The organism is Pseudomonas sp. 2822-17 (genome assembly GCF_002742485.1).
In the GTDB taxonomy this organism is placed as follows: Bacteria; Pseudomonadota; Gammaproteobacteria; order Pseudomonadales; family Pseudomonadaceae; genus Aquipseudomonas; species Aquipseudomonas cyclaminis.
In genome coordinates this window covers 196,531-212,460 of record NZ_LJRZ01000295.1, presented here as the reverse complement: position 1 = coordinate 212,460, position 15,930 = coordinate 196,531, and the positions used below count along the sequence as shown (strand labels likewise).

Below are 15,930 nucleotides of genomic sequence, written 5' to 3'. Positions count from 1 at the left end.
TGCGCAAAAACAATTGTCGCTATTGATTTTCATTATTGTTTGTGGGGAGGGGGAATGAACAGCAACTATGAGGTGAAGAGGGATAAAAGTGGAAAAATTACAGCTGTCCTACCAAGGACTAACGGTTCTAATGGTGCTATTTCGGCTCTGGGTATAGTTGTCACTTACCTTTCAGTATTGGCTTTTACTTACGGGATATTATCGTTTAATCGGCCAGATATTATAGAGAAGGCGTTCGCAAATAAAGATGCATTGATCGCTCTGCTATTTGGTGCGGGTGCGGTCTTGATTTCATTTACGGTTCAATTAGCGAGGCTGGGAAGTGCGACTTTTTCACGAGTGAGTAACCCAGAAAGCCGTATTATGACAGGGTCGGCTTTATTAGCGACTAGCAAGTGGTTTTGGGGGGCAGGAACTACCGATCCTGAATCCCTTAAGAGAGAAGGAGGCGGCGAGAAGGAAAGCGTTGTTGAGTCAAAAGAGGATTTTTTTAGTTACGGGGCCGTATCTAACAGCGAATCGTTTGAGTCGTACTGTTCAAGTATCCTCAAGTCATTATCTGCTTACGCCACTGCATCTGAGAATACGGCCAATAAGCTATTAGATAAAGGTGTAGCTTTCATGGCGGGTGGACTTATTTTCTATGTTCTCGTTATTGTGATTTGGCAGATCTTTGCAAATTTCACGCATCCTGATTCAAGTGTTATGTATGTAGGTATGGCCGCGTGCTCTACAACTTTTATCGTGGTTGAGTTTCTTGCTGCATGGTTCTTTAAGCAGTACCGTTACTATGTTGAAGTCTCAATGGCCTGTCTTCGTGTAAGGTCTGGGTATGATCGTTATTTGCTAGGCTATTATGCCTTGCGAGAATTCAAAGGGGAGAGTGACGAAAAGATTCGTGAGCAAATTACAGCTATTTTGAAAGAAGATGTGAAGTGGCCAACTTATAAGTCTGGTGCGGCTAACGACTTTAATTACATGGTTGAGTCGATGAGCACGGCCCACACGACTCTGGAGAAAATGAAAGATCTATTCCAGCCAAAAAAAGCTAAGCCTGAATCCAAAGAAGTATGAAGCTCGATAACGCGAAGGTATTCAGCTATCTCCGTTTCTCCGACCCCCGCCAGGCAACTGGCAGTAGCGCTGATCGCCAACTTGCTTACGCTGCCTCTTGGGCTCTCAAACGAGGCATGGCGCTTGATGCCACTCTGACTTTGAAAGACGAGGGCCTGTCTGCCTATCACCAGCGACATGTCACTCAGGGAGCATTGGGGGTTTTTCTTCGTGCGATCGAGGACGGCCGTATCGCTAGTGGGTCTGTTCTTGTTGTAGAAGGTTTGGATCGCTTAAGCCGAGCAGAGCCTATACAGGCCCAGGCTCAGTTAGCGCAGATCATCAATGCGGGCATTACTGTAGTTACCGCGAGTGATGGTCGTGAATACAACCGGGCGGGTTTGAAGGCTCAGCCTATGGACTTGGTTTATTCGCTCCTGGTGATGATAAGGGCGCACGAAGAGTCTGATACCAAAAGCAAGCGCGTTAAAGCCGCAATCCGTCGCCAGTGCGAAGGCTGGGTGGCTGGTTCATTCCGTGGGTTGATCCGCAATGGTAAAGATCCCCAGTGGGTGCGCCTGACCAATGACGGATGGGAATTAATCCCGGAGCGCGTCGCGGCAGTAAAACGGGCGCTTGAGCTTTATCGCCAAGGGCTAGGCGCCGGGCGTGCTGCAGCAGTCATGCATGAAGAAGGTTTCCAGTTAACCGACGGGGGAATTTCCGGGCTGCAAATATACCGAACGATCAAGCTACCCGCGCTACGAGGCGTTAAAAGGTTGAGCCTTGATGGTGAGGACTACGAGCTTGAGGAGTATTACCCGCGGATCCTGTCCGATGCGGAGTGGAGTGATTTACAGCACCTTGCAGGCCAGCGGTTGCGTCGGAGAGGGGCCGGCGAGATACCAGGCATCATCACCGGTGTGGGACTGGCTTACTGCGGCTACTGCGGCACGGCATTGGTCGCGCAAAACATCATGAAACGCCGGCGCTCTGATGGGAGCATCGCAGATGGTAATCGTCGTCTGCAGTGTACTTCTTACAGCAAGAACGGGGGTTGTTCCGCCGGTGGCAGCTGCAGTGTCGTACCCATTGAGCGCGCTTTGTTGAGCTTTTGTTCTGACCAGCTCAATTTGCAACGTCTCTTGCAAGTAGGCGACGACGGTAAAGGTGTTCGTCAAAAGCTGCTTGTTGCCCGTGCCGCATTAGACAAGATCACTACACAGCTAGGGAAGGTAACTGACGCCTTACTTGCGGACGAAAGTGGTGCCTCGCCAATTGCCTTCATTCGTAAGGCCAGAGAGCTGGAGGAGCAGCAAGGAGTGGCTGAACAAAATGTAAAAAGACTTGAGTTTGAGTTGGTCGCGATGTCTCGCGCAGTTCGGCCAGCGCAGGCCGATCGCTGGGAGGAACTGGCGGCCCAGGTGTTTGCAGGCGACTACGGAGCGCGCGAGAAGGTCCGGCAGCTGATCATGGATACGTTTGAGCGGATCGTGATCTATATGAGAGGCATGAGTGCCCAGGACCGTAAGGGGCAAGCGATCGACGTCCAGTTGCTCTCGCGAACTGGGCAGCACCGTTTGATTCAAATTGATCGTCGTACGGGTGAGTGGGTAGCGAGCGAGGACTGGGGGTAACCTTGTGGGGCAGCAAGTGGCTACCATATACTGTTCATATATACAGTGATGGCAAGGAGCATTTATGTTGCAAAGCGCCTGCATTCCGCAGAAGCCCCCTTCACCCTATGAGCTTCTCAGCTATCGCATTCACCGCCAAGTGAACAGTCCAGCAGCTCAGTACCGAAGGAGGACAGTGATCACACGGCAGTCGGGAGAGTTGGAAGCCGATTGGGACTGTCTGCTGGAGCAGTTGGTTGTGGAGGATAGCGTGCGTGTGCTGCCGTTGGAGGATGGGGGAGTTCAACTGAGCTGGACCAACCAGCATCCTAGTTGAGCCATGTAAATTTACCGGTGGTTAATTTAATTTACCGGCGGTATTGATTATTTTGGTTACCTGCGGTTAACCTATTCCGAATGTCCATTCCAGCGCATGGCGCTGTTCTGTCTATATCGGAGGTTCACCGCATGCATGCCCTTTACTTACCACCCTCTGCCCGGTGGAGGCTTTCACAACAGATCACCCAGAGCGGTGTTTTTCTTCATAACGTCTACGATGACAACGGCGTGAGTTGTGCGACGGCTACGATAGCCATTGAGCAGTGCGAGCGTGCCGTATCGATGCGCGTTGAGCTGGGTGACAGTATCAACAGCATCACGCTTGCCAAGCGTAACGACACAGGAGTCCGGGCTGTCAGGTTTCTTGAGGATTTGTTGAGTGGAGTAACCGTCAGTACGGTACCTGAAGTTGATGAATACCTACTGGTGAGCGATTTGGAGGTGACACTACGGGAGGCGTTGCGACTGCAGCGGGGCACATATGAGTTGCCTGTCGAGGGCATTGAAAGTCTATGGCTAATGCTCCGATCAAGTGCCAGTGAGTCAGCACGTACCGTCTTTCACTTTGAGTTGGATAGTGTCGGCATCACCTTGCCACTTAGGCTTCCAGCTGACCGAGTTCAAGCCTATGAACTTCTGTCTGCTTGTGTTCAAGAGTTTGTTGCTACCTATCGTCGAAAGGGGTGAAGAATGCTCACGGATAACGAAGGTATGACCATTGCTATTTCAGCATTGGACAAGCGTTTGCTTGCAAAAGGAATTGCTGGATGGAGATCCGCCAATGTTGAAATCGACATGGCTATCTCATCTGAAAACTGGGGTGCAATTAACGGCGCCCAACATGATCGGTTTCTGCACGCAAACACGATCGCGCTTATTTTTCACAAATACACCGACACCACGCTAGAGCAAGGAGTGTACCCATGATTGGTATTCCCAAAACGGGCACCTTGGAAAATGGCTGCATCAGCGCAAATGTCACTAGCGGTTATCAATTCACCACCGCCGATGGTCGTCCTGCCCGATTAGCGATTATTGATGACCAAGGAAATGTCGTAGAGTCTGGCGATACAGTGGCCCGCGAGGCGTGGAACGTGTGCATCGCCGTAATCAAAAATTTCAAAATTGGCCAGGGTCATATCATCGTGCACGCGGCTCCACCTGGCCTAGCGCCTGCAGTGAAGGCGCCTGCTACTCGCAGTAGGTTGGTCGTGGGGCAGGGCCAGTGACGGTGCTTAAATGACTACCCCAGCAGAATGCGTTGCCAATGATCTTCAGCGATGATTGCGATAGGTGTGCCATTATCACGCAGCTCTACTGCACGAAGAATTTTCGTGCCATAGCTGCTGTGAAGCCATTGCTCGTTACCAATGCTACCAATGACTAAATAGTCGACTTTTTTGCTGACTCCGGGACCAATTGCCCCGCCACGCTCTCGTACCAATCGTTCACACTCTTTACGCGGGCCAAATGCCATGGTGCCGGTGAAGACAAACACATTGCCGTCGCACTCCACGTGTGGTGCTGGCTGGCAAAGAGGCAGGGGGGTTGGAGCGGTGTGGATGCTTGGAGCTGATCCAGGGGAACTTACGCCTGCGAAGCCTCTGAGTGTTTCCAGCAGTTCGGTTGATTCATCCTCATCAAGGACACCATCCTGAAGCATCGAGCTAACGCGCTGGTACAGAATGTTTACAACCGGATCATCCAGGTGTGACATCTGACTTTCGATCCACTGACGCAGGAACTGAGCCTCTTCAAGGGTGATAACGCCGTCGGCAGTGACTCCCGCAGCAAGACCCGCAAGCATGTTCACATTGCGGCGGTCCATGCGTGCAGTATTGAAGTGGCGACTTTTTTCGAACTCATTATGCAGGTCTGACACTGTTCACGTTCCTTGTTGAGACACTTACATGCCTGTGATTTTTGCGTCGATCGCCCTGCCAATTATTTCCCAGGCTCCATCAAGACAGATGGTTTGATAGTCGGGATTCAGCGGAACCAAGTAGCCGAGGCCAGCATCTTGGTCGTACTTCTTGAACGTGGTTTCGCCGGTAGAGTTGTTGCGAGCGATGTAGAACTTTCCACTGATCAGGTCGAAACCTTCAGGCTGTATCAGTATCGGGGTGCCTTCAGGGAAGGTTGGCGGGTTGTCCGAGGTCATTGATTTACCTTTGACCCTCAGCCAATAGCCACGTGGTCCCGCGTTTTCAGTCGATGACAACCACTCATCAGCGATGCCTGACGGGTAGCAAACAGACGATTCGACGGCAGCACCAGCAGCCACCCAGGTGATCAAAGGGTACTCCCGTGCCTCTCTATGTGGCTGGAGCATTGGGCGCACGTTGGCGTGGTCTGCTGTCAGAGCTGCTATCTCAGAGGCTAGCCGTGGACTGAAGCTCTCCACCGGCTCATCTATCAGTCGTGCGAGAGCTGATGCGAACTTAGCATTTAGCGCATTTGTTCCATTCAGATAGTGAGCCACTGCTGCTGGAGTGATACCGACCTCATCGGCAATTTTCCTCTGATTCAGCTTGAGAGCATTTTTCTTCGAGAGGAAAAGCTTTTGTGCGGCTTCGCATTCAGAAAACAGTTCGGGAGGTAGGGGCTTCTTCTTGGTCATGGGGAGACTATAAACCGTTGGTTAATGAAATTAAGTTACCTGCGGTGTTGTTATGATGGTTACCTGCGGTTAATATTCTCTGGTCTAGCCAGAGATCCCCGTCATGAATCAGATCCAATTGCCTGAACTGGTTGCGAAAATTGGTCAGGCTGCAGTCGCCGAGGCATTTGGCATCAGCCCCGCAGCAATTCATAAAGCGATCAGATCCGGTCGCCAAATCATTGTCTCCATAGAGCCCGATGGCACTTACTCGGCTCATGAGCTACGCCCATTTCCTGCTCACAAAGCGCCGACTTCTGGCGCGTTGGAGAGTTATGGCTGCGGAGTAGTTGGAAGTGTGGAGCAGGCTATGGGTTGCCAGTCAGAGTGACTATGTCCACTCCAGGACAACTGTCCGTATCCCGTGACCAGGTGCTGGTGGCCCACGCCGCTGAAATGATCGCCCGCACGGGGTTCAGCCAGGATGACTTCGCCCAGGCATTGAGCGCGAACTTGCACCGTCAGATTTCTTCCAAGGCTGTCAGCAAGGACGTGCCCGATTTTCTAACCCTTGCCCAGGGCAACGACACCACTACCTTCCTGAGAGCATCTGGCGCCTGGCTGCGCCGCGTTGGACGTTGGCTTAGTGGTGAGGTGGATCTTCCGACTTGGGTCGAGGAGTCGTGGGTAGAGGCGCTGGAAGGCGACTTCAAAGACTGCTGTATCAACGAGCTGGCCAGCCGTCATGGCCTGACTGGTGCGCGGGAGCTGGATGGCGAAGGAAATCCCCTGGGCGCGTTCGGGCTACTGGTGACCAGGCTCGGCAATACCGTCGCTTTGGGCAGCGAGATCCTTGCTGATGGCCGTATCGATTGCGAAGACCTGGACAAGTTGCCAGAGTTTGTCGATCGGCTGCGTTCGGCGGAGGCTCGGTGCAGCGAACTGCGCTCGCGGGCAGAGGCTGTGCTGCTTGAGCAGTCTCAGAAGCCTTACGTGTCCCGGGCGAACTAGTTTCTGTGACTACTCTGGACAAGGACATCCAGCCGCGATCCGCCAGCGGCCGTAAGGGCAGCCCCAGTAAGGGGCGACCTGTTGCTGTGCATCGAGACAAGAAAAGTCCCCACGCCGCTCTAAATGCCCCCATTAGGCCACCTCGGTATTCAGCCCCACGCCGGTTAACTGGTCAACAACTGAAAAACCCGCTGCTGCGCAGGGCGTTCTCCCGACTCAGCCAAATAGGCGACCTACGCGGTAAGTATCTGCGAGACCTGGACACCATCCACGGCGGTCGCCGTACGCGCTCTGAAAAGTTTGTAGCCTTGGCCAGGGCGTCCGAGCAAATGTTACTGCGTCTGGACTTGGCCACCGGCGTGCTGGGATGGCTTGATGTCGAGCGCGGGCAGTATTTCCTAAACACACAGTGCGGCATCGCGGAAGACTGCGGTATGTCCCCTGCGTCCCTTAACCGCCTTATGCAAAGCCTGGATGTGGCCGGGTACGTTTACCGGCGAATCGAGAAAGTGCGGCTGGATGAGAAGGACGAGGCTGGACTTAACCTGGTGCGCACTCGCGTCCTGGTGCGGTTCACCGAAAAGTTCTTTGCAGACCTGGGCGTACGCTACCTTTGGTATCGGGCAAAAAAGGCCGCGATCAAGCGCAGGAGCAAGGAGCTTCGTGAGGTCAGCGGCCTACGTGCAGCACGTCAAGAAAAGGCGTCATTGGAAGAGTTCCGGCGACAACAGTCCCGGAGCAACTGGGAAAAGAGCGAGGCGCGCAAGGCGGCTCATGCTTACAGTCAGTACGAAACACTGATCCCCACAGACAGTTCACATGGTGGGGTAAAGCCTCCCATGGAGCCCGACAGAGGCTCTGGCGGCGTGGATGAATCCATGGCGCGCTTACTGCGCAACGTCCAGGTCAAGAAAGACACCCCCCCGAACTAATCGCATCCCCTGCGAGGCCAGGTTACGCCTGGCGGTTGAAAAAATACCCTACCGTTGTACTCGTTCCGCCGGCATCCGTCGACATGGGGCTGGGTGTGCCCATCTATGCCTCATTTTTACCGTTTTTTCCCGGCGATGCCGGAATGCCTCCGAGCGATCCAGAAGGGCTTTTAATTAAATGGAATTTTAAACCCCAGTCAGCAACCCCAAAGGGTATAAAAAAGAGATTTTCGAGGTGTCCACAGGTTCAGTGTGTTGGGTACATGATGATGCCTTCGCCTAAAGGCTCAGTTCGCTACGCTCAGCTTTTTATGACAGAGCGCGGGCTGCGCGCCCGCCCAGCGGCAGGGCAGTGCCCTGCACCCATGCTAGATACCCAGCACTACGTGCCGGGGATCCAGCGGGCACAAAGCGGTAATCGGGCGCGCCGAGGCGAGTTGTAAATTTCACTGAAGGCGATCGCGGGCGTACTCAGGCGGTGCTTCTGAGATTTTTGGGTGTGGTTTTGTCGGGTAATCGGCCGCTACGCGGGTACCGCCGCGCCACAATTGAGGGAGTCAATTGAGATTGTGTTGGCGGCTTATATGCCTGCGTTGCAGGCATTCTGATGTCGGAGCCGAGAACGGTGCTGGACAGTGCCTTATGGTGGCACTGCATCGGTGGGGATTGAATGAAGCGAGGAGCGGGCGAGCCGGGGGCAGTCAGACGTGTTGCGAGGCACCAACTTGAAGGAATAGCTCTTGCTGCTGTTCCGCTGGCAAGTTCCTGATGCGTTCGAACAGGAGCGTTTCCAGGCGTTGTGTCGGTGGCCGCAAAGAGTGCTTGAACGTCAGCTCGGACACCCACGTGTGTCCGCACTGCGCGTCCAAGCATTGGCAGTACAGTTTCACATAGCCCCGGGTGATCTCTTCTCGTGAGCTGATTCGTCCCTTGTGATCGCAGGCTGTGCAGTAGATTCGCATGGTTCCCTCCCCAGGGTTTAATGGCCATCATTATGCCTTTCTCATCGATGGTAATCACTAAATACTGTGTATCTATTCAGTGGTTTGTTGTGGCGTTTCCAGACTTTTCCAGTTGATTCTCCTGTCTCTGCGTAGGGTGTCATTCACCTGATTGAACAGCTGGCAGATAGGCCTGATCTCGTTGCTGGTGTACACGCGATCGATCTTCTCGATATCCCCAAAACCCCCGCTGTTTTCCGGGATGATCCCGGCCAGGGCAGGGTTCATTCGCCAGGCAGCGATCACGTCGTTGCGCGTGATGTTCTTAACCTTCTCCAGCTCGTCCTTGGCCTGAAAGTCCCCTACCGGGATGATCTGGATCGCGTTTTCTTTGCCGTTGGGGATGTTGACGAACATCGAGCGGAAGTTGCCCACGCCCTTGCTGGCGCTGATCTGGGCGCGCAGGTTGTCTTCGTCTTCCTCGGTCAGGTCCGGGTCGTTGGTGTAGAAGATGTAGCCCGCGTGTGCGCCGTTGCTGTAGTAGCGACGGCGGAACAGGGTGGCGGCTTCGTTGAGCAATAGCGCCTGCAGGCCGCCCAGGTAGTCGGGTACGCCGTAGATGTTCTGTTCTACGTCGTAGTCCAGGACGTGTTCGATTTCGTCCTGGTTGAAGTCCATGAACTTGCTGTCGGGCAGCAGCATTCGAAACCCGCCGTCGACCTTCACGCGCATGTTGATGGCCGGCAGGTGCTGCATCTCCAGCACTTCACCGAAGGCATTGGTATCGCGGTAGAAATACGCTTCGCCAAACACCATGTAGTCGAGGCTGGCCCGGCCCATGGTCTGAGTGCTGCAGCCATCGGACGGGATGAATTCACGCAGCAGCAGGTTGCGTTTGAACTTGGGAATGGCGCCGTGGTGCGCGTTGGCGCGCAGCAGTTTGGCCAGGCCCGCCCGCGACACCGGCGGCTTGTATATTTCGCCGTCGTCGCTGAGAAACACCCCCAGGTACTCGCCGATGTTGCCGGACAGCACCTGTTCGGGTTCCCCGAAGGTGAACGCCCGCATGGGCTGCGGCTGTCGCGCTTGTTGGCTGGCTTGGGGCTTTTTGTGTCGAGGCTTGGGCATTGGTTCCGCTCGTGACGTAGCGGCTACGGCGCCGCTTGTTGGTGTTGAGGGGTTCATTGAACAGGGCGTGCATGATTGACCAGGCGATGTCGGCGTGGCCGGTGGCGTCGGTGCGCGAGGCGCTGTAGGTGACCTGGCCACTGTTGGTAGTGCCGCGCTTGATGGTCAGGAACGCCTGGGCGATGTCCGTCCAGCCGGCGTCCCACTCGATGCGACTGCCCTGGATCGTGTCCTGGGCCTTGAGAACCAGCAGGTTCTTGGTCTCAAGGCTGTAATGGATCGGCGTGGCTTTCGGGTAGAAGTCGCGCACCAGGTCGAACACGCCATAGCCCACGCCGGTGATGTCGATACCGATGTGCTGGACGTTGAAACGCTCGGTGAGCTTCTTGACCTGGGCGGCCTGATAGTTGAACGAATGCCCCCGCCAGCTGTGCTTTTCCAGGATGCGGAACTTCGCCCCGGGCTCCAGTGGCGGGGCGACCACCACGCACGTGGCGTCGTCGCGGGTGCGGCTCGGATCGTAGCCAAGCCACACCGGGCTGTTGCCGAAAGGTCGATCCAACTCCGGGTTGTAGTCTTCCCACAACGATAGGTCGGAGTAGCAGCGCTCCAGATCCTTGAGCCCGAACGCGCTTTGGCTGCTGTCGATGAACTTGCAGTAGAACAGCTGCTGGAATTTGTCTTCGTCGTACTCCAGCTGCAGCTGCTCCAGGTCGAACAGATCGCAGCCGCCATCGATCGCATCCTGGATGGTGATGGTCTTGCGCCACTGGCCATCGGGGCAGAGGGCGCCCTGTGTGTAGGACGCATCGGTGGGCCAGGTACCGCCGGCTTTCTTGCCGCGTTTGCTGTTGCGGAATTCCTCGCCCGACCAGAACGGGTACGCCTGGTGCGACACCGCGCTGGGTGTCGAGAAGTAGGTTTTGCGCCACTTCTTATGGGTGCCCATGGCGCTGGCCACGGTGCTGAGTTTTTCGAAGTCGCGGATCCAGAAGTACTCATCCACGTACACATGGCCATGGTAGCCCTGGGCGGTGCTGCTGTTGGTCGACAGGAAGCGCAGTTCGGCGCCGTTGCTGAGCGTGATCGGGTTGCCGGTCAGCTCAATGTCGAACCACTGTTTGGCAAACTGGATGATGTAGCTGCGGAAAATCTCCGACTGCGAGCGGCTGGCCGACAGGAACACTTGGTTATCGCCAGTCAGGACCGCATCCATGAACGCTTCGCCAGCGAAGTAGTAGGTCAGACCGACCTGGCGGCTTTTGAGGATGTTGCGGATCCGGTTCGTCAGCGGGTTTTGCTTGGCCGAGAACAGTTCCTGCTGATAGCGGTACATCTTGCTGATGAACTTATCCAGGAAGTCGACTTCGGTCAGACCGCTGATGTCATTCTTGGCCTTCTTTTCCTTCTTCCTGTCACCGCCTTCGCCACGGCTGGAGCGTTCGCCACGCGAGCGTTTGCGAGGGTCATGGGGCTCGCCCAGGTCGTCGCCGTTCGAAGGCGCCACCGGTGCGGGCTTGGCCGCTTGTTTCAACAGTCGTTCGCGAACAAGGGTCAGTCGGTCCAGCTCGTTCAGATCGTCTTTGGACAGGCTGCCGACTTTGTCCAGGAGCAGGGTGATTCGCCGGCCGACGGCAGTCAGCGGTTCTTCGTCCGACAGCATGTCTTCCCACCCGCCCTGGCGGATCCAGTAGTAGACGATCCGGATGTTGGGCAGGTTGAGCTGCGCCTGAATTTCCTTGGCCTTACAACGGCGCAGAAACAGGCGTTTGGCGGCTTCTTTAACTTCAGTCGAGTAGTACATGGGCCGCAGTCTATGCGGCGAAAACGCTGGAAACGCGGGGTTAAATTCCGTGATCCGCCTATATCGCGAATATAGGAGAAACGCGCATTTGAACCGTTTGTTTGAGGGCTGAGGGCTCCCTATCTTGGCGGCTCATTCAGTGATTGAGCGCAGTCAAATCCATGCCCCGTTCCCTTGTATCGTTCTGGAAACGTGTCGCCACCAGCGGAGCCACCGTTGATGGGCGCGTGATCCTTCCCCAGGAACTGCGCGATATCGCTGAAACCTACAAGCCGTCGTTCTACACGGCGGTGATCTGGTGCGACCACGAACGCTGGCCAGGCTCCCACGGCACCGTCTATGCGGTGCGTCTGGTGGAAGAAGCCGAAGACCTAGAGCCCGGCGAAGTGGCGTTGGAAGCGCAATTGAAGCCCAACGACCGCCTGCTGTACCTGAATGATCAGGGCCAGAAGCTGTTCACCAGCATTGAGATCACCCCGGACTTCCGTGGCAAAGGTAAAGCCTACCTGACAGGCATGGGCGTCACTGACCAACCGGCCAGCGTCGGCACCCAGGAACTGTATTTCTCGCATCAGAACACCCGCGCCTCCTATTACGCCGCCTCGGTCGAACTCGGTCGCCTGCAGGACGACAGCCAACCCTCCGCCGAAACCGGACTGATCAACGCCCTGACGAGCTTCTTCAAGCGTTTCGCCGCTGACGCGCTGCCCACCGAAACCACTCCACCCAACACAGAGAGCAAACCCCCAATGGATGAAGCTACAGCAACGGCTTTGACAGCCCTGGTGGCGCAGCTGCTGGTTGTCGCTGCCGGCCTTCAAGCTGTCATTGAGCCTGCCGCCGCCGATGCACCTGAGCCCGATCAAGACCTGATCGATGACGTCAGCACAGCCGTGGATGACATCGTGGCCACCGCCGAGCAAGAGCGCGAATTCCGACGTAAAGGCGGCGCGTCGAACAAGGCTGTCCTCGCCGCATTGACGGATTTGCAGGCGAAATTCTCCGCGCTGCAGAACACCTCCGCCGGTCGCCAGTTGCCGCGCAACCCTGGCCCTGTAACCACCACCAAGAAAAAGGTGCTCTGACATGGCCCAGCCATTAAGCGCCCGGGGCGCCAAGCAGTACGCCGAGCTGCAGGAAGCGATCGCCGAAGCGTACGGCATCGAAAACTCCACCCGCATGTTCAGTGTGGACCCGACGATTGCCCAGGAGCTGAACGACGCGATCACCGCGAAGGCTGACTTTCTGGAGCGTATCAACGTCACCCCAGTCAGCGAGATCAAGGGTGAAAAGGTCTTCATCGGTGTAAATGGTCCGGTTACCGGCCGCACCAACACCAAGACCACCGACCGCGAAGCCAAAGACGCATCGGCGTTGGACAATAGCACCTACGAGTTGGCTGATACCCAGTCAGACGTGGGCCTGCCGTACGCCAAGATCGACGCCTGGGCGAAGTTTCCCGACTTCAAAGAGCGCTATTCCGCTGCAGTGCAAAAGCGTATCGCCCAGGACCGCATTGTTATCGGCTTCCATGGCACCCGCGCTGCAACGCAGACCGACCTGGCAGCGAATCCCAAGCTTCAGGACGTGAATAAGGGCTGGCTGCAGCAACTGCGCGAGCAGGCCCCGCAGCAGGTGCTGAAAGAGGGCGCCACCGCTGGCAAGGTCAGCTTGGGTGCCGGCGGCGACTACGCCAACCTGGACGCCCTGGTGCATGACACCAAGCAGATGGTTGACGAGATCCTGCGCGAGGACGGCGATCTGGTTGCGATCATCGGCACCGACTTGCTCGCCTCTGACAAGGCCAAGCTGTACACCAAGCAGGGCGATACGCCGACCGAAAAAGAGCGCATCGAAAACGCCCAGGTCATTGCGACCTACGGCGGTCTGCCGGCGTTCAGCGTGCCGAACTTCCCGGTCAACGCGGTGCTGGTCACCAGTTGGGACAACCTGTCGATCTACTACCAGGACACCAGCTGGCGCAAACAGACGGTCGAGAACCCGAAGCGCTCCCGCGTCGAGGACTACAACAGCCGCAACGAAGGTTATGTGATCGAGCAGTTGGAAAAGATCGCACTGACCGAAAACGTGGAGCTGCTGGCGTGAGCCTGGCCCTGGCGCATAAGCGCCGCATCCTGGCCCTGGGCAGCACTGCAGTAGCGGCAATTGCCGCTACTGCAGGCATGGCCTACACCCCGGGCGATGCCCTGAGCAGCCCAGCCAATGCGCGCAAGCACCTGCTGCTGCAGGAAGCGGCCTTGGACCAGGACCTGGCGCGCATCAGCGCGATCAATGGCCTGGCCGGGCGCCAGGCACTCAAGCGCGAAGAATTGCTGCCCAAGTACCAGGAGTACGTCCAGCGCTATTGCGAGTCGGGTTTGGTCTTCCCAAATCGCGTTGCGGTGCAGGTGTTGGTCTGGCTGTTCGACACCGCCCAGTTCGAAGACGCCCTGGAGCTGGCCGACGTCCTGATCGAGCAGGGCCAGCAGATGCCGGAGCGCTTCAAGCGCCGCGACATCCAGACCTTTGTCGCTGACGCCGTGTGCGAGTGGGCCTACGCCGAATACAAAGCCAATCGCAGCCCGGAGCCTTACCTCTCTGACCTGTTGCCGCTGGTTGACGGTGAGTGGCAACTGACAGAGCAGATCCCGAGCAAGTACCACAAGTTGATCGGCATACGCGCCATGGAGGCCGAGCAGTGGGAAACCGCGCTCAAGCACCTGGAGCGCTCGACGGAGCTGTACGCCCAAGCCGGCAACGACACCCGTATCAAAAGGGTCCGCAAGGCCCTGGAAAAACAAGCGGCTGATACCCCGGCCACCGAATAACCGACTACCCCCCCCAGCGGGGACCTGTGGAAGTGAGCCGCCCATTTATGGACCGTCCCACTGAAAACAGGCTCCCCGCCCTATTTGAGCGGTCAGCATGAGCTTTTCAGGTAAACCCACCACCCTTGTGGAACTGGCGATCGAGAACGACGGCTTTTGGCCGAACCTCGATGTGGCCGAGTTTCAGAAGGGTTATCGCTTGCCGGCGGAGTACCTGGTGGAACTGCTGACCGCTGAGTTGGCCACGGCTATGACCGAGGTCAACAGCGACTTGGCCACGTGCAAAGCGCGTTGGCAGAACCAAGGTGTCACCACCTTGGAATCTGCTGACCCTATGGTGCTGCCGGAGCGCACATTTCAAGCAGCGACGTACAAACGCGCCGTTTACTGCAGGGCGAAAGCCAGCCTGCTGCCCCAGTTCGCGACCATCATCCGCCGCGACAGCGCCGAGAACCTGGGCAAGGAATTACCCGATCGCCCGGAAACCTTCCTGGCATTCAGCCAACAGGCTGTGCGCTCGCTGCAGGGCCGTGGCCGCATCACGGCGGCGTTGCTATGAACAAGCTCCGCGCCCTGACCACCTACCTGATCAGCCTGAACCTGGTGCTGCCCGAGCAGATCGACAGCTGGGCCGAGCAGGTCAACCTGGATCTGATCTGGAAAGACACCACCCAAGGCCTGCACATGGGCGATATGCGTTATCGCGCCGTGGTCGTGATTGAGCGATTCGCCGGCAACCCGGCGCTGTTGATGGCGCTCCTGGGCGGCTGGCTCGAATCCAACGATCCCGATCGGGACGACGACCTGCCGGCGCCGACGTTCGCCGTCGACCAGATCACCCCGGACGAAGCAGATCTAGAACTGACCCTGGAGTTTGTCGAGGCGCAGCACCTGGCAGAAGACCCCAACGGCAAGGTCGAGGCCTTCGGCAAAACGTGGGGCCTGGTCGACTTCGATCTGTGGGTTGCTGAGCAAGGCGAGGTCCGCGGCGGTGGCGCGTAGATCTTTCGAACTGGACGTGCGGGGCCACCTGGGCGTTCGCGAGCAACTGGCCCTGTTGAGTCTGCCCCCGCAGTTGCGCCGGCGTTTGCTCAACAACGTCACCAAGCGCGTGCGGACCATGAGCCGTAAACGGATCCGCGAGCAGCGCAACCTAGACGGCTCGTCTTTTGAGGCGCGCAAGGGCGACGGCAAGGGCAAAAAGAAGATGGAAGCCGGCCTGGGCAAGTTGCTCCAGGTCACCAGCGTGAGCGCGGACTCCGCAACCCTGGGATGGCGTAACGGCCTGACCGGCTGGGTCGCTGCGCAGCAACACCACGGCGCGACCGAGCGCCGTACTGCCGCGCAGATGCGCCGGTGGAACAAGGTGCCCGAGGGCCTGGCCGCGACGGACAAACAGGCAAAACGTCTGCGTCGCCTGGGCTTCAAGGTGCGCCAGAAGGGCAAAAAAAGCCTGTCCCGGCCATCCGTGGCATGGATTCAAGAACACGTGAACTACGCCAAGGCGGGGCTGCTGATACGCATCCTGTCCGACGAAAAGGCCGAGGGTAACGGCGCGCAAAGCTGGGAAATCACCCTGCCAAAACGCCAGTTCCTGGGCGTCAGTACCGATCGGGATACCTGCCTGCTGGTTAACCAGGTACTGGCACAAATCCTCAACTCCCCCAAATAACGAGGCA

At 56.9% G+C, this 15,930-nt stretch carries 20 protein-coding genes; 15 read left to right on the top strand and 5 right to left on the bottom strand.

The window, feature by feature from the left end; all coding sequences use genetic code 11:
• Positions 1-54 precede the first annotated feature (54 nt).
• From AOA60_RS32170 to AOA60_RS05000, 6 genes are all read left to right on the top strand, one after another.
• Positions 55-1,074: a hypothetical protein gene (locus AOA60_RS32170; RefSeq protein ID WP_143522386.1), complete on the top strand. Its 1,020-nt coding sequence runs from the start codon at positions 55-57 to the stop codon at positions 1,072-1,074.
• Positions 1,071-2,690: a recombinase family protein gene (locus AOA60_RS05020; RefSeq protein WP_099583448.1), complete on the top strand. Its 1,620-nt coding sequence runs from the start codon at positions 1,071-1,073 to the stop codon at positions 2,688-2,690. Before AOA60_RS32170 ends, AOA60_RS05020 begins: the two co-directional genes overlap by 4 nt.
• 64 nt (positions 2,691-2,754) lie before the next feature.
• Positions 2,755-3,006, top strand: coding sequence for a DUF1654 domain-containing protein (locus AOA60_RS05015; protein WP_099583447.1), 252 nt, complete (start codon positions 2,755-2,757; stop codon positions 3,004-3,006).
• Between the two features lie 131 nt (positions 3,007-3,137).
• Positions 3,138-3,695 carry a hypothetical protein gene (locus AOA60_RS05010; protein WP_099583446.1) on the top strand — a complete coding sequence of 186 codons (558 nt, stop codon included), beginning with the start codon at positions 3,138-3,140 and terminating at the stop codon, positions 3,693-3,695.
• Positions 3,696-3,698: 3 nt separating this feature from the next.
• Positions 3,699-3,935, top strand: a complete 237-nt coding sequence (locus tag AOA60_RS05005) for a hypothetical protein (protein WP_256592801.1) — start codon at positions 3,699-3,701, stop codon at positions 3,933-3,935.
• Positions 3,932-4,237 (top strand): hypothetical protein, encoded by a 306-nt coding sequence (locus tag AOA60_RS05000; RefSeq protein ID WP_032858367.1) that lies wholly within the window; start codon positions 3,932-3,934, stop codon positions 4,235-4,237. The genes AOA60_RS05005 and AOA60_RS05000 overlap by 4 nt, the downstream gene beginning before the upstream one ends.
• A 14-nt stretch (positions 4,238-4,251) precedes the next feature.
• On the opposite strand, the gene AOA60_RS04995 is transcribed toward AOA60_RS05000, so the two are convergent.
• Together AOA60_RS04995 and AOA60_RS04990 are read right to left on the bottom strand one after the other, a co-directional pair.
• Entirely contained in the window at positions 4,252-4,890 is a 639-nt protein-coding gene (locus tag AOA60_RS04995; protein ID WP_178075321.1) for a BRCT domain-containing protein, read from the bottom strand.
• Between the two features lie 24 nt (positions 4,891-4,914).
• Positions 4,915-5,628, bottom strand: a complete 714-nt coding sequence (locus tag AOA60_RS04990) for a LexA family transcriptional regulator (RefSeq protein ID WP_099583444.1) — start codon at positions 5,626-5,628, stop codon at positions 4,915-4,917.
• Between the two features lie 103 nt (positions 5,629-5,731).
• Between AOA60_RS04990 and AOA60_RS04985 the strand changes: the two genes are divergently transcribed.
• The 3 genes from AOA60_RS04985 to AOA60_RS04975 all read left to right on the top strand — a co-directional run bounded on the left by AOA60_RS04985 (position 5,732) and on the right by AOA60_RS04975 (position 7,550).
• The gene (locus AOA60_RS04985; protein WP_099583443.1) at positions 5,732-5,998 is read left to right on the top strand and encodes a Cro/CI family transcriptional regulator; all 267 of its coding nucleotides are present in this window, start codon (positions 5,732-5,734) and stop codon (positions 5,996-5,998) included.
• A gap of 2 nt (positions 5,999-6,000) precedes the next feature.
• A complete protein-coding gene (locus AOA60_RS04980) occupies positions 6,001-6,618 on the top strand; it encodes a hypothetical protein (protein ID WP_178075320.1) in 618 nt (205 codons plus the stop codon).
• Positions 6,619-6,947: 329 nt separating this feature from the next.
• Complete coding sequence (locus AOA60_RS04975; RefSeq protein ID WP_256592800.1) at positions 6,948-7,550, top strand: hypothetical protein; 603 nt, start codon at positions 6,948-6,950, stop codon at positions 7,548-7,550.
• Between the two features lie 701 nt (positions 7,551-8,251).
• Here the strand turns inward: AOA60_RS04975 and AOA60_RS04970 are convergent.
• The 3 genes from AOA60_RS04970 to AOA60_RS04960 all read right to left on the bottom strand — a co-directional run bounded on the left by AOA60_RS04970 (position 8,252) and on the right by AOA60_RS04960 (position 11,423).
• Entirely contained in the window at positions 8,252-8,512 is a 261-nt protein-coding gene (locus tag AOA60_RS04970) for an ogr/Delta-like zinc finger family protein (RefSeq protein WP_099583441.1), read from the bottom strand.
• 72 nt (positions 8,513-8,584) lie between these two features.
• Entirely contained in the window at positions 8,585-9,454 is an 870-nt protein-coding gene (locus AOA60_RS04965) for a phage portal protein (RefSeq protein WP_178075324.1), read from the bottom strand.
• The gene (locus tag AOA60_RS04960) at positions 9,366-11,423 is read right to left on the bottom strand and encodes a terminase family protein (RefSeq protein ID WP_099583439.1); all 2,058 of its coding nucleotides are present in this window, start codon (positions 11,421-11,423) and stop codon (positions 9,366-9,368) included. The genes AOA60_RS04965 and AOA60_RS04960 overlap by 89 nt, the downstream gene beginning before the upstream one ends.
• A gap of 161 nt (positions 11,424-11,584) precedes the next feature.
• Here AOA60_RS04960 and AOA60_RS04955 point away from each other — a divergent pair, with 161 nt between their 5' ends.
• The 6 genes from AOA60_RS04955 to AOA60_RS04930 all read left to right on the top strand — a co-directional run bounded on the left by AOA60_RS04955 (position 11,585) and on the right by AOA60_RS04930 (position 15,923).
• Positions 11,585-12,508 (top strand): GPO family capsid scaffolding protein, encoded by a 924-nt coding sequence (locus AOA60_RS04955; RefSeq protein WP_099583438.1) that lies wholly within the window; start codon positions 11,585-11,587, stop codon positions 12,506-12,508.
• A 1-nt stretch (position 12,509) separates the two neighbouring features.
• Positions 12,510-13,529, top strand: a complete 1,020-nt coding sequence (locus tag AOA60_RS04950; RefSeq protein WP_099583437.1) for a phage major capsid protein, P2 family — start codon at positions 12,510-12,512, stop codon at positions 13,527-13,529.
• Positions 13,526-14,251: a phage terminase small subunit gene (gpM, locus tag AOA60_RS04945; protein WP_099583436.1), complete on the top strand. Its 726-nt coding sequence runs from the start codon at positions 13,526-13,528 to the stop codon at positions 14,249-14,251. Before AOA60_RS04950 ends, gpM begins: the two co-directional genes overlap by 4 nt.
• Positions 14,252-14,348: 97 nt before the next feature.
• A complete protein-coding gene (locus AOA60_RS04940) occupies positions 14,349-14,810 on the top strand; it encodes a head completion/stabilization protein (protein ID WP_099583435.1) in 462 nt (153 codons plus the stop codon).
• Positions 14,807-15,253 carry a phage tail protein gene (locus AOA60_RS04935; protein ID WP_099583434.1) on the top strand — a complete coding sequence of 149 codons (447 nt, stop codon included), beginning with the start codon at positions 14,807-14,809 and terminating at the stop codon, positions 15,251-15,253. The genes AOA60_RS04940 and AOA60_RS04935 overlap by 4 nt, the downstream gene beginning before the upstream one ends.
• Positions 15,243-15,923, top strand: coding sequence for a virion morphogenesis protein (locus AOA60_RS04930; RefSeq protein ID WP_099583433.1), 681 nt, complete (start codon positions 15,243-15,245; stop codon positions 15,921-15,923). The genes AOA60_RS04935 and AOA60_RS04930 overlap by 11 nt, the downstream gene beginning before the upstream one ends.
• Positions 15,924-15,930 lie beyond the last annotated feature (7 nt).

What these genes read in the sequence shown, in the direction of transcription:
- AOA60_RS04985 (WP_099583443.1), top strand. Translation starts at nt 5,732, where the DNA reads ATGAATCAGATCCAATTGCCTGAACTGGTTGCGAAAATTGGTCAGGCT.
- AOA60_RS04990 (WP_099583444.1), bottom strand. Translation starts at nt 5,628, where the DNA reads ATGACCAAGAAGAAGCCCCTACCTCCCGAACTGTTTTCTGAATGCGAA.
- AOA60_RS04940 (WP_099583435.1), top strand. Translation starts at nt 14,349, where the DNA reads ATGAGCTTTTCAGGTAAACCCACCACCCTTGTGGAACTGGCGATCGAG.
- AOA60_RS05015 (WP_099583447.1), top strand. Translation starts at nt 2,755, where the DNA reads ATGTTGCAAAGCGCCTGCATTCCGCAGAAGCCCCCTTCACCCTATGAG.
- AOA60_RS05005 (WP_256592801.1), top strand. Translation starts at nt 3,699, where the DNA reads ATGCTCACGGATAACGAAGGTATGACCATTGCTATTTCAGCATTGGAC.
- AOA60_RS04955 (WP_099583438.1), top strand. Translation starts at nt 11,585, where the DNA reads ATGCCCCGTTCCCTTGTATCGTTCTGGAAACGTGTCGCCACCAGCGGA.
- AOA60_RS04970 (WP_099583441.1), bottom strand. Translation starts at nt 8,512, where the DNA reads ATGCGAATCTACTGCACAGCCTGCGATCACAAGGGACGAATCAGCTCA.
- AOA60_RS05000 (WP_032858367.1), top strand. Translation starts at nt 3,932, where the DNA reads ATGATTGGTATTCCCAAAACGGGCACCTTGGAAAATGGCTGCATCAGC.
- AOA60_RS04950 (WP_099583437.1), top strand. Translation starts at nt 12,510, where the DNA reads ATGGCCCAGCCATTAAGCGCCCGGGGCGCCAAGCAGTACGCCGAGCTG.
- AOA60_RS04980 (WP_178075320.1), top strand. Translation starts at nt 6,001, where the DNA reads ATGTCCACTCCAGGACAACTGTCCGTATCCCGTGACCAGGTGCTGGTG.
- AOA60_RS05010 (WP_099583446.1), top strand. Translation starts at nt 3,138, where the DNA reads ATGCATGCCCTTTACTTACCACCCTCTGCCCGGTGGAGGCTTTCACAA.
- AOA60_RS04960 (WP_099583439.1), bottom strand. Translation starts at nt 11,423, where the DNA reads ATGTACTACTCGACTGAAGTTAAAGAAGCCGCCAAACGCCTGTTTCTG.
- AOA60_RS32170 (WP_143522386.1), top strand. Translation starts at nt 55, where the DNA reads ATGAACAGCAACTATGAGGTGAAGAGGGATAAAAGTGGAAAAATTACA.
- AOA60_RS04975 (WP_256592800.1), top strand. Translation starts at nt 6,948, where the DNA reads ATGTTACTGCGTCTGGACTTGGCCACCGGCGTGCTGGGATGGCTTGAT.
- AOA60_RS04935 (WP_099583434.1), top strand. Translation starts at nt 14,807, where the DNA reads ATGAACAAGCTCCGCGCCCTGACCACCTACCTGATCAGCCTGAACCTG.
- AOA60_RS05020 (WP_099583448.1), top strand. Translation starts at nt 1,071, where the DNA reads ATGAAGCTCGATAACGCGAAGGTATTCAGCTATCTCCGTTTCTCCGAC.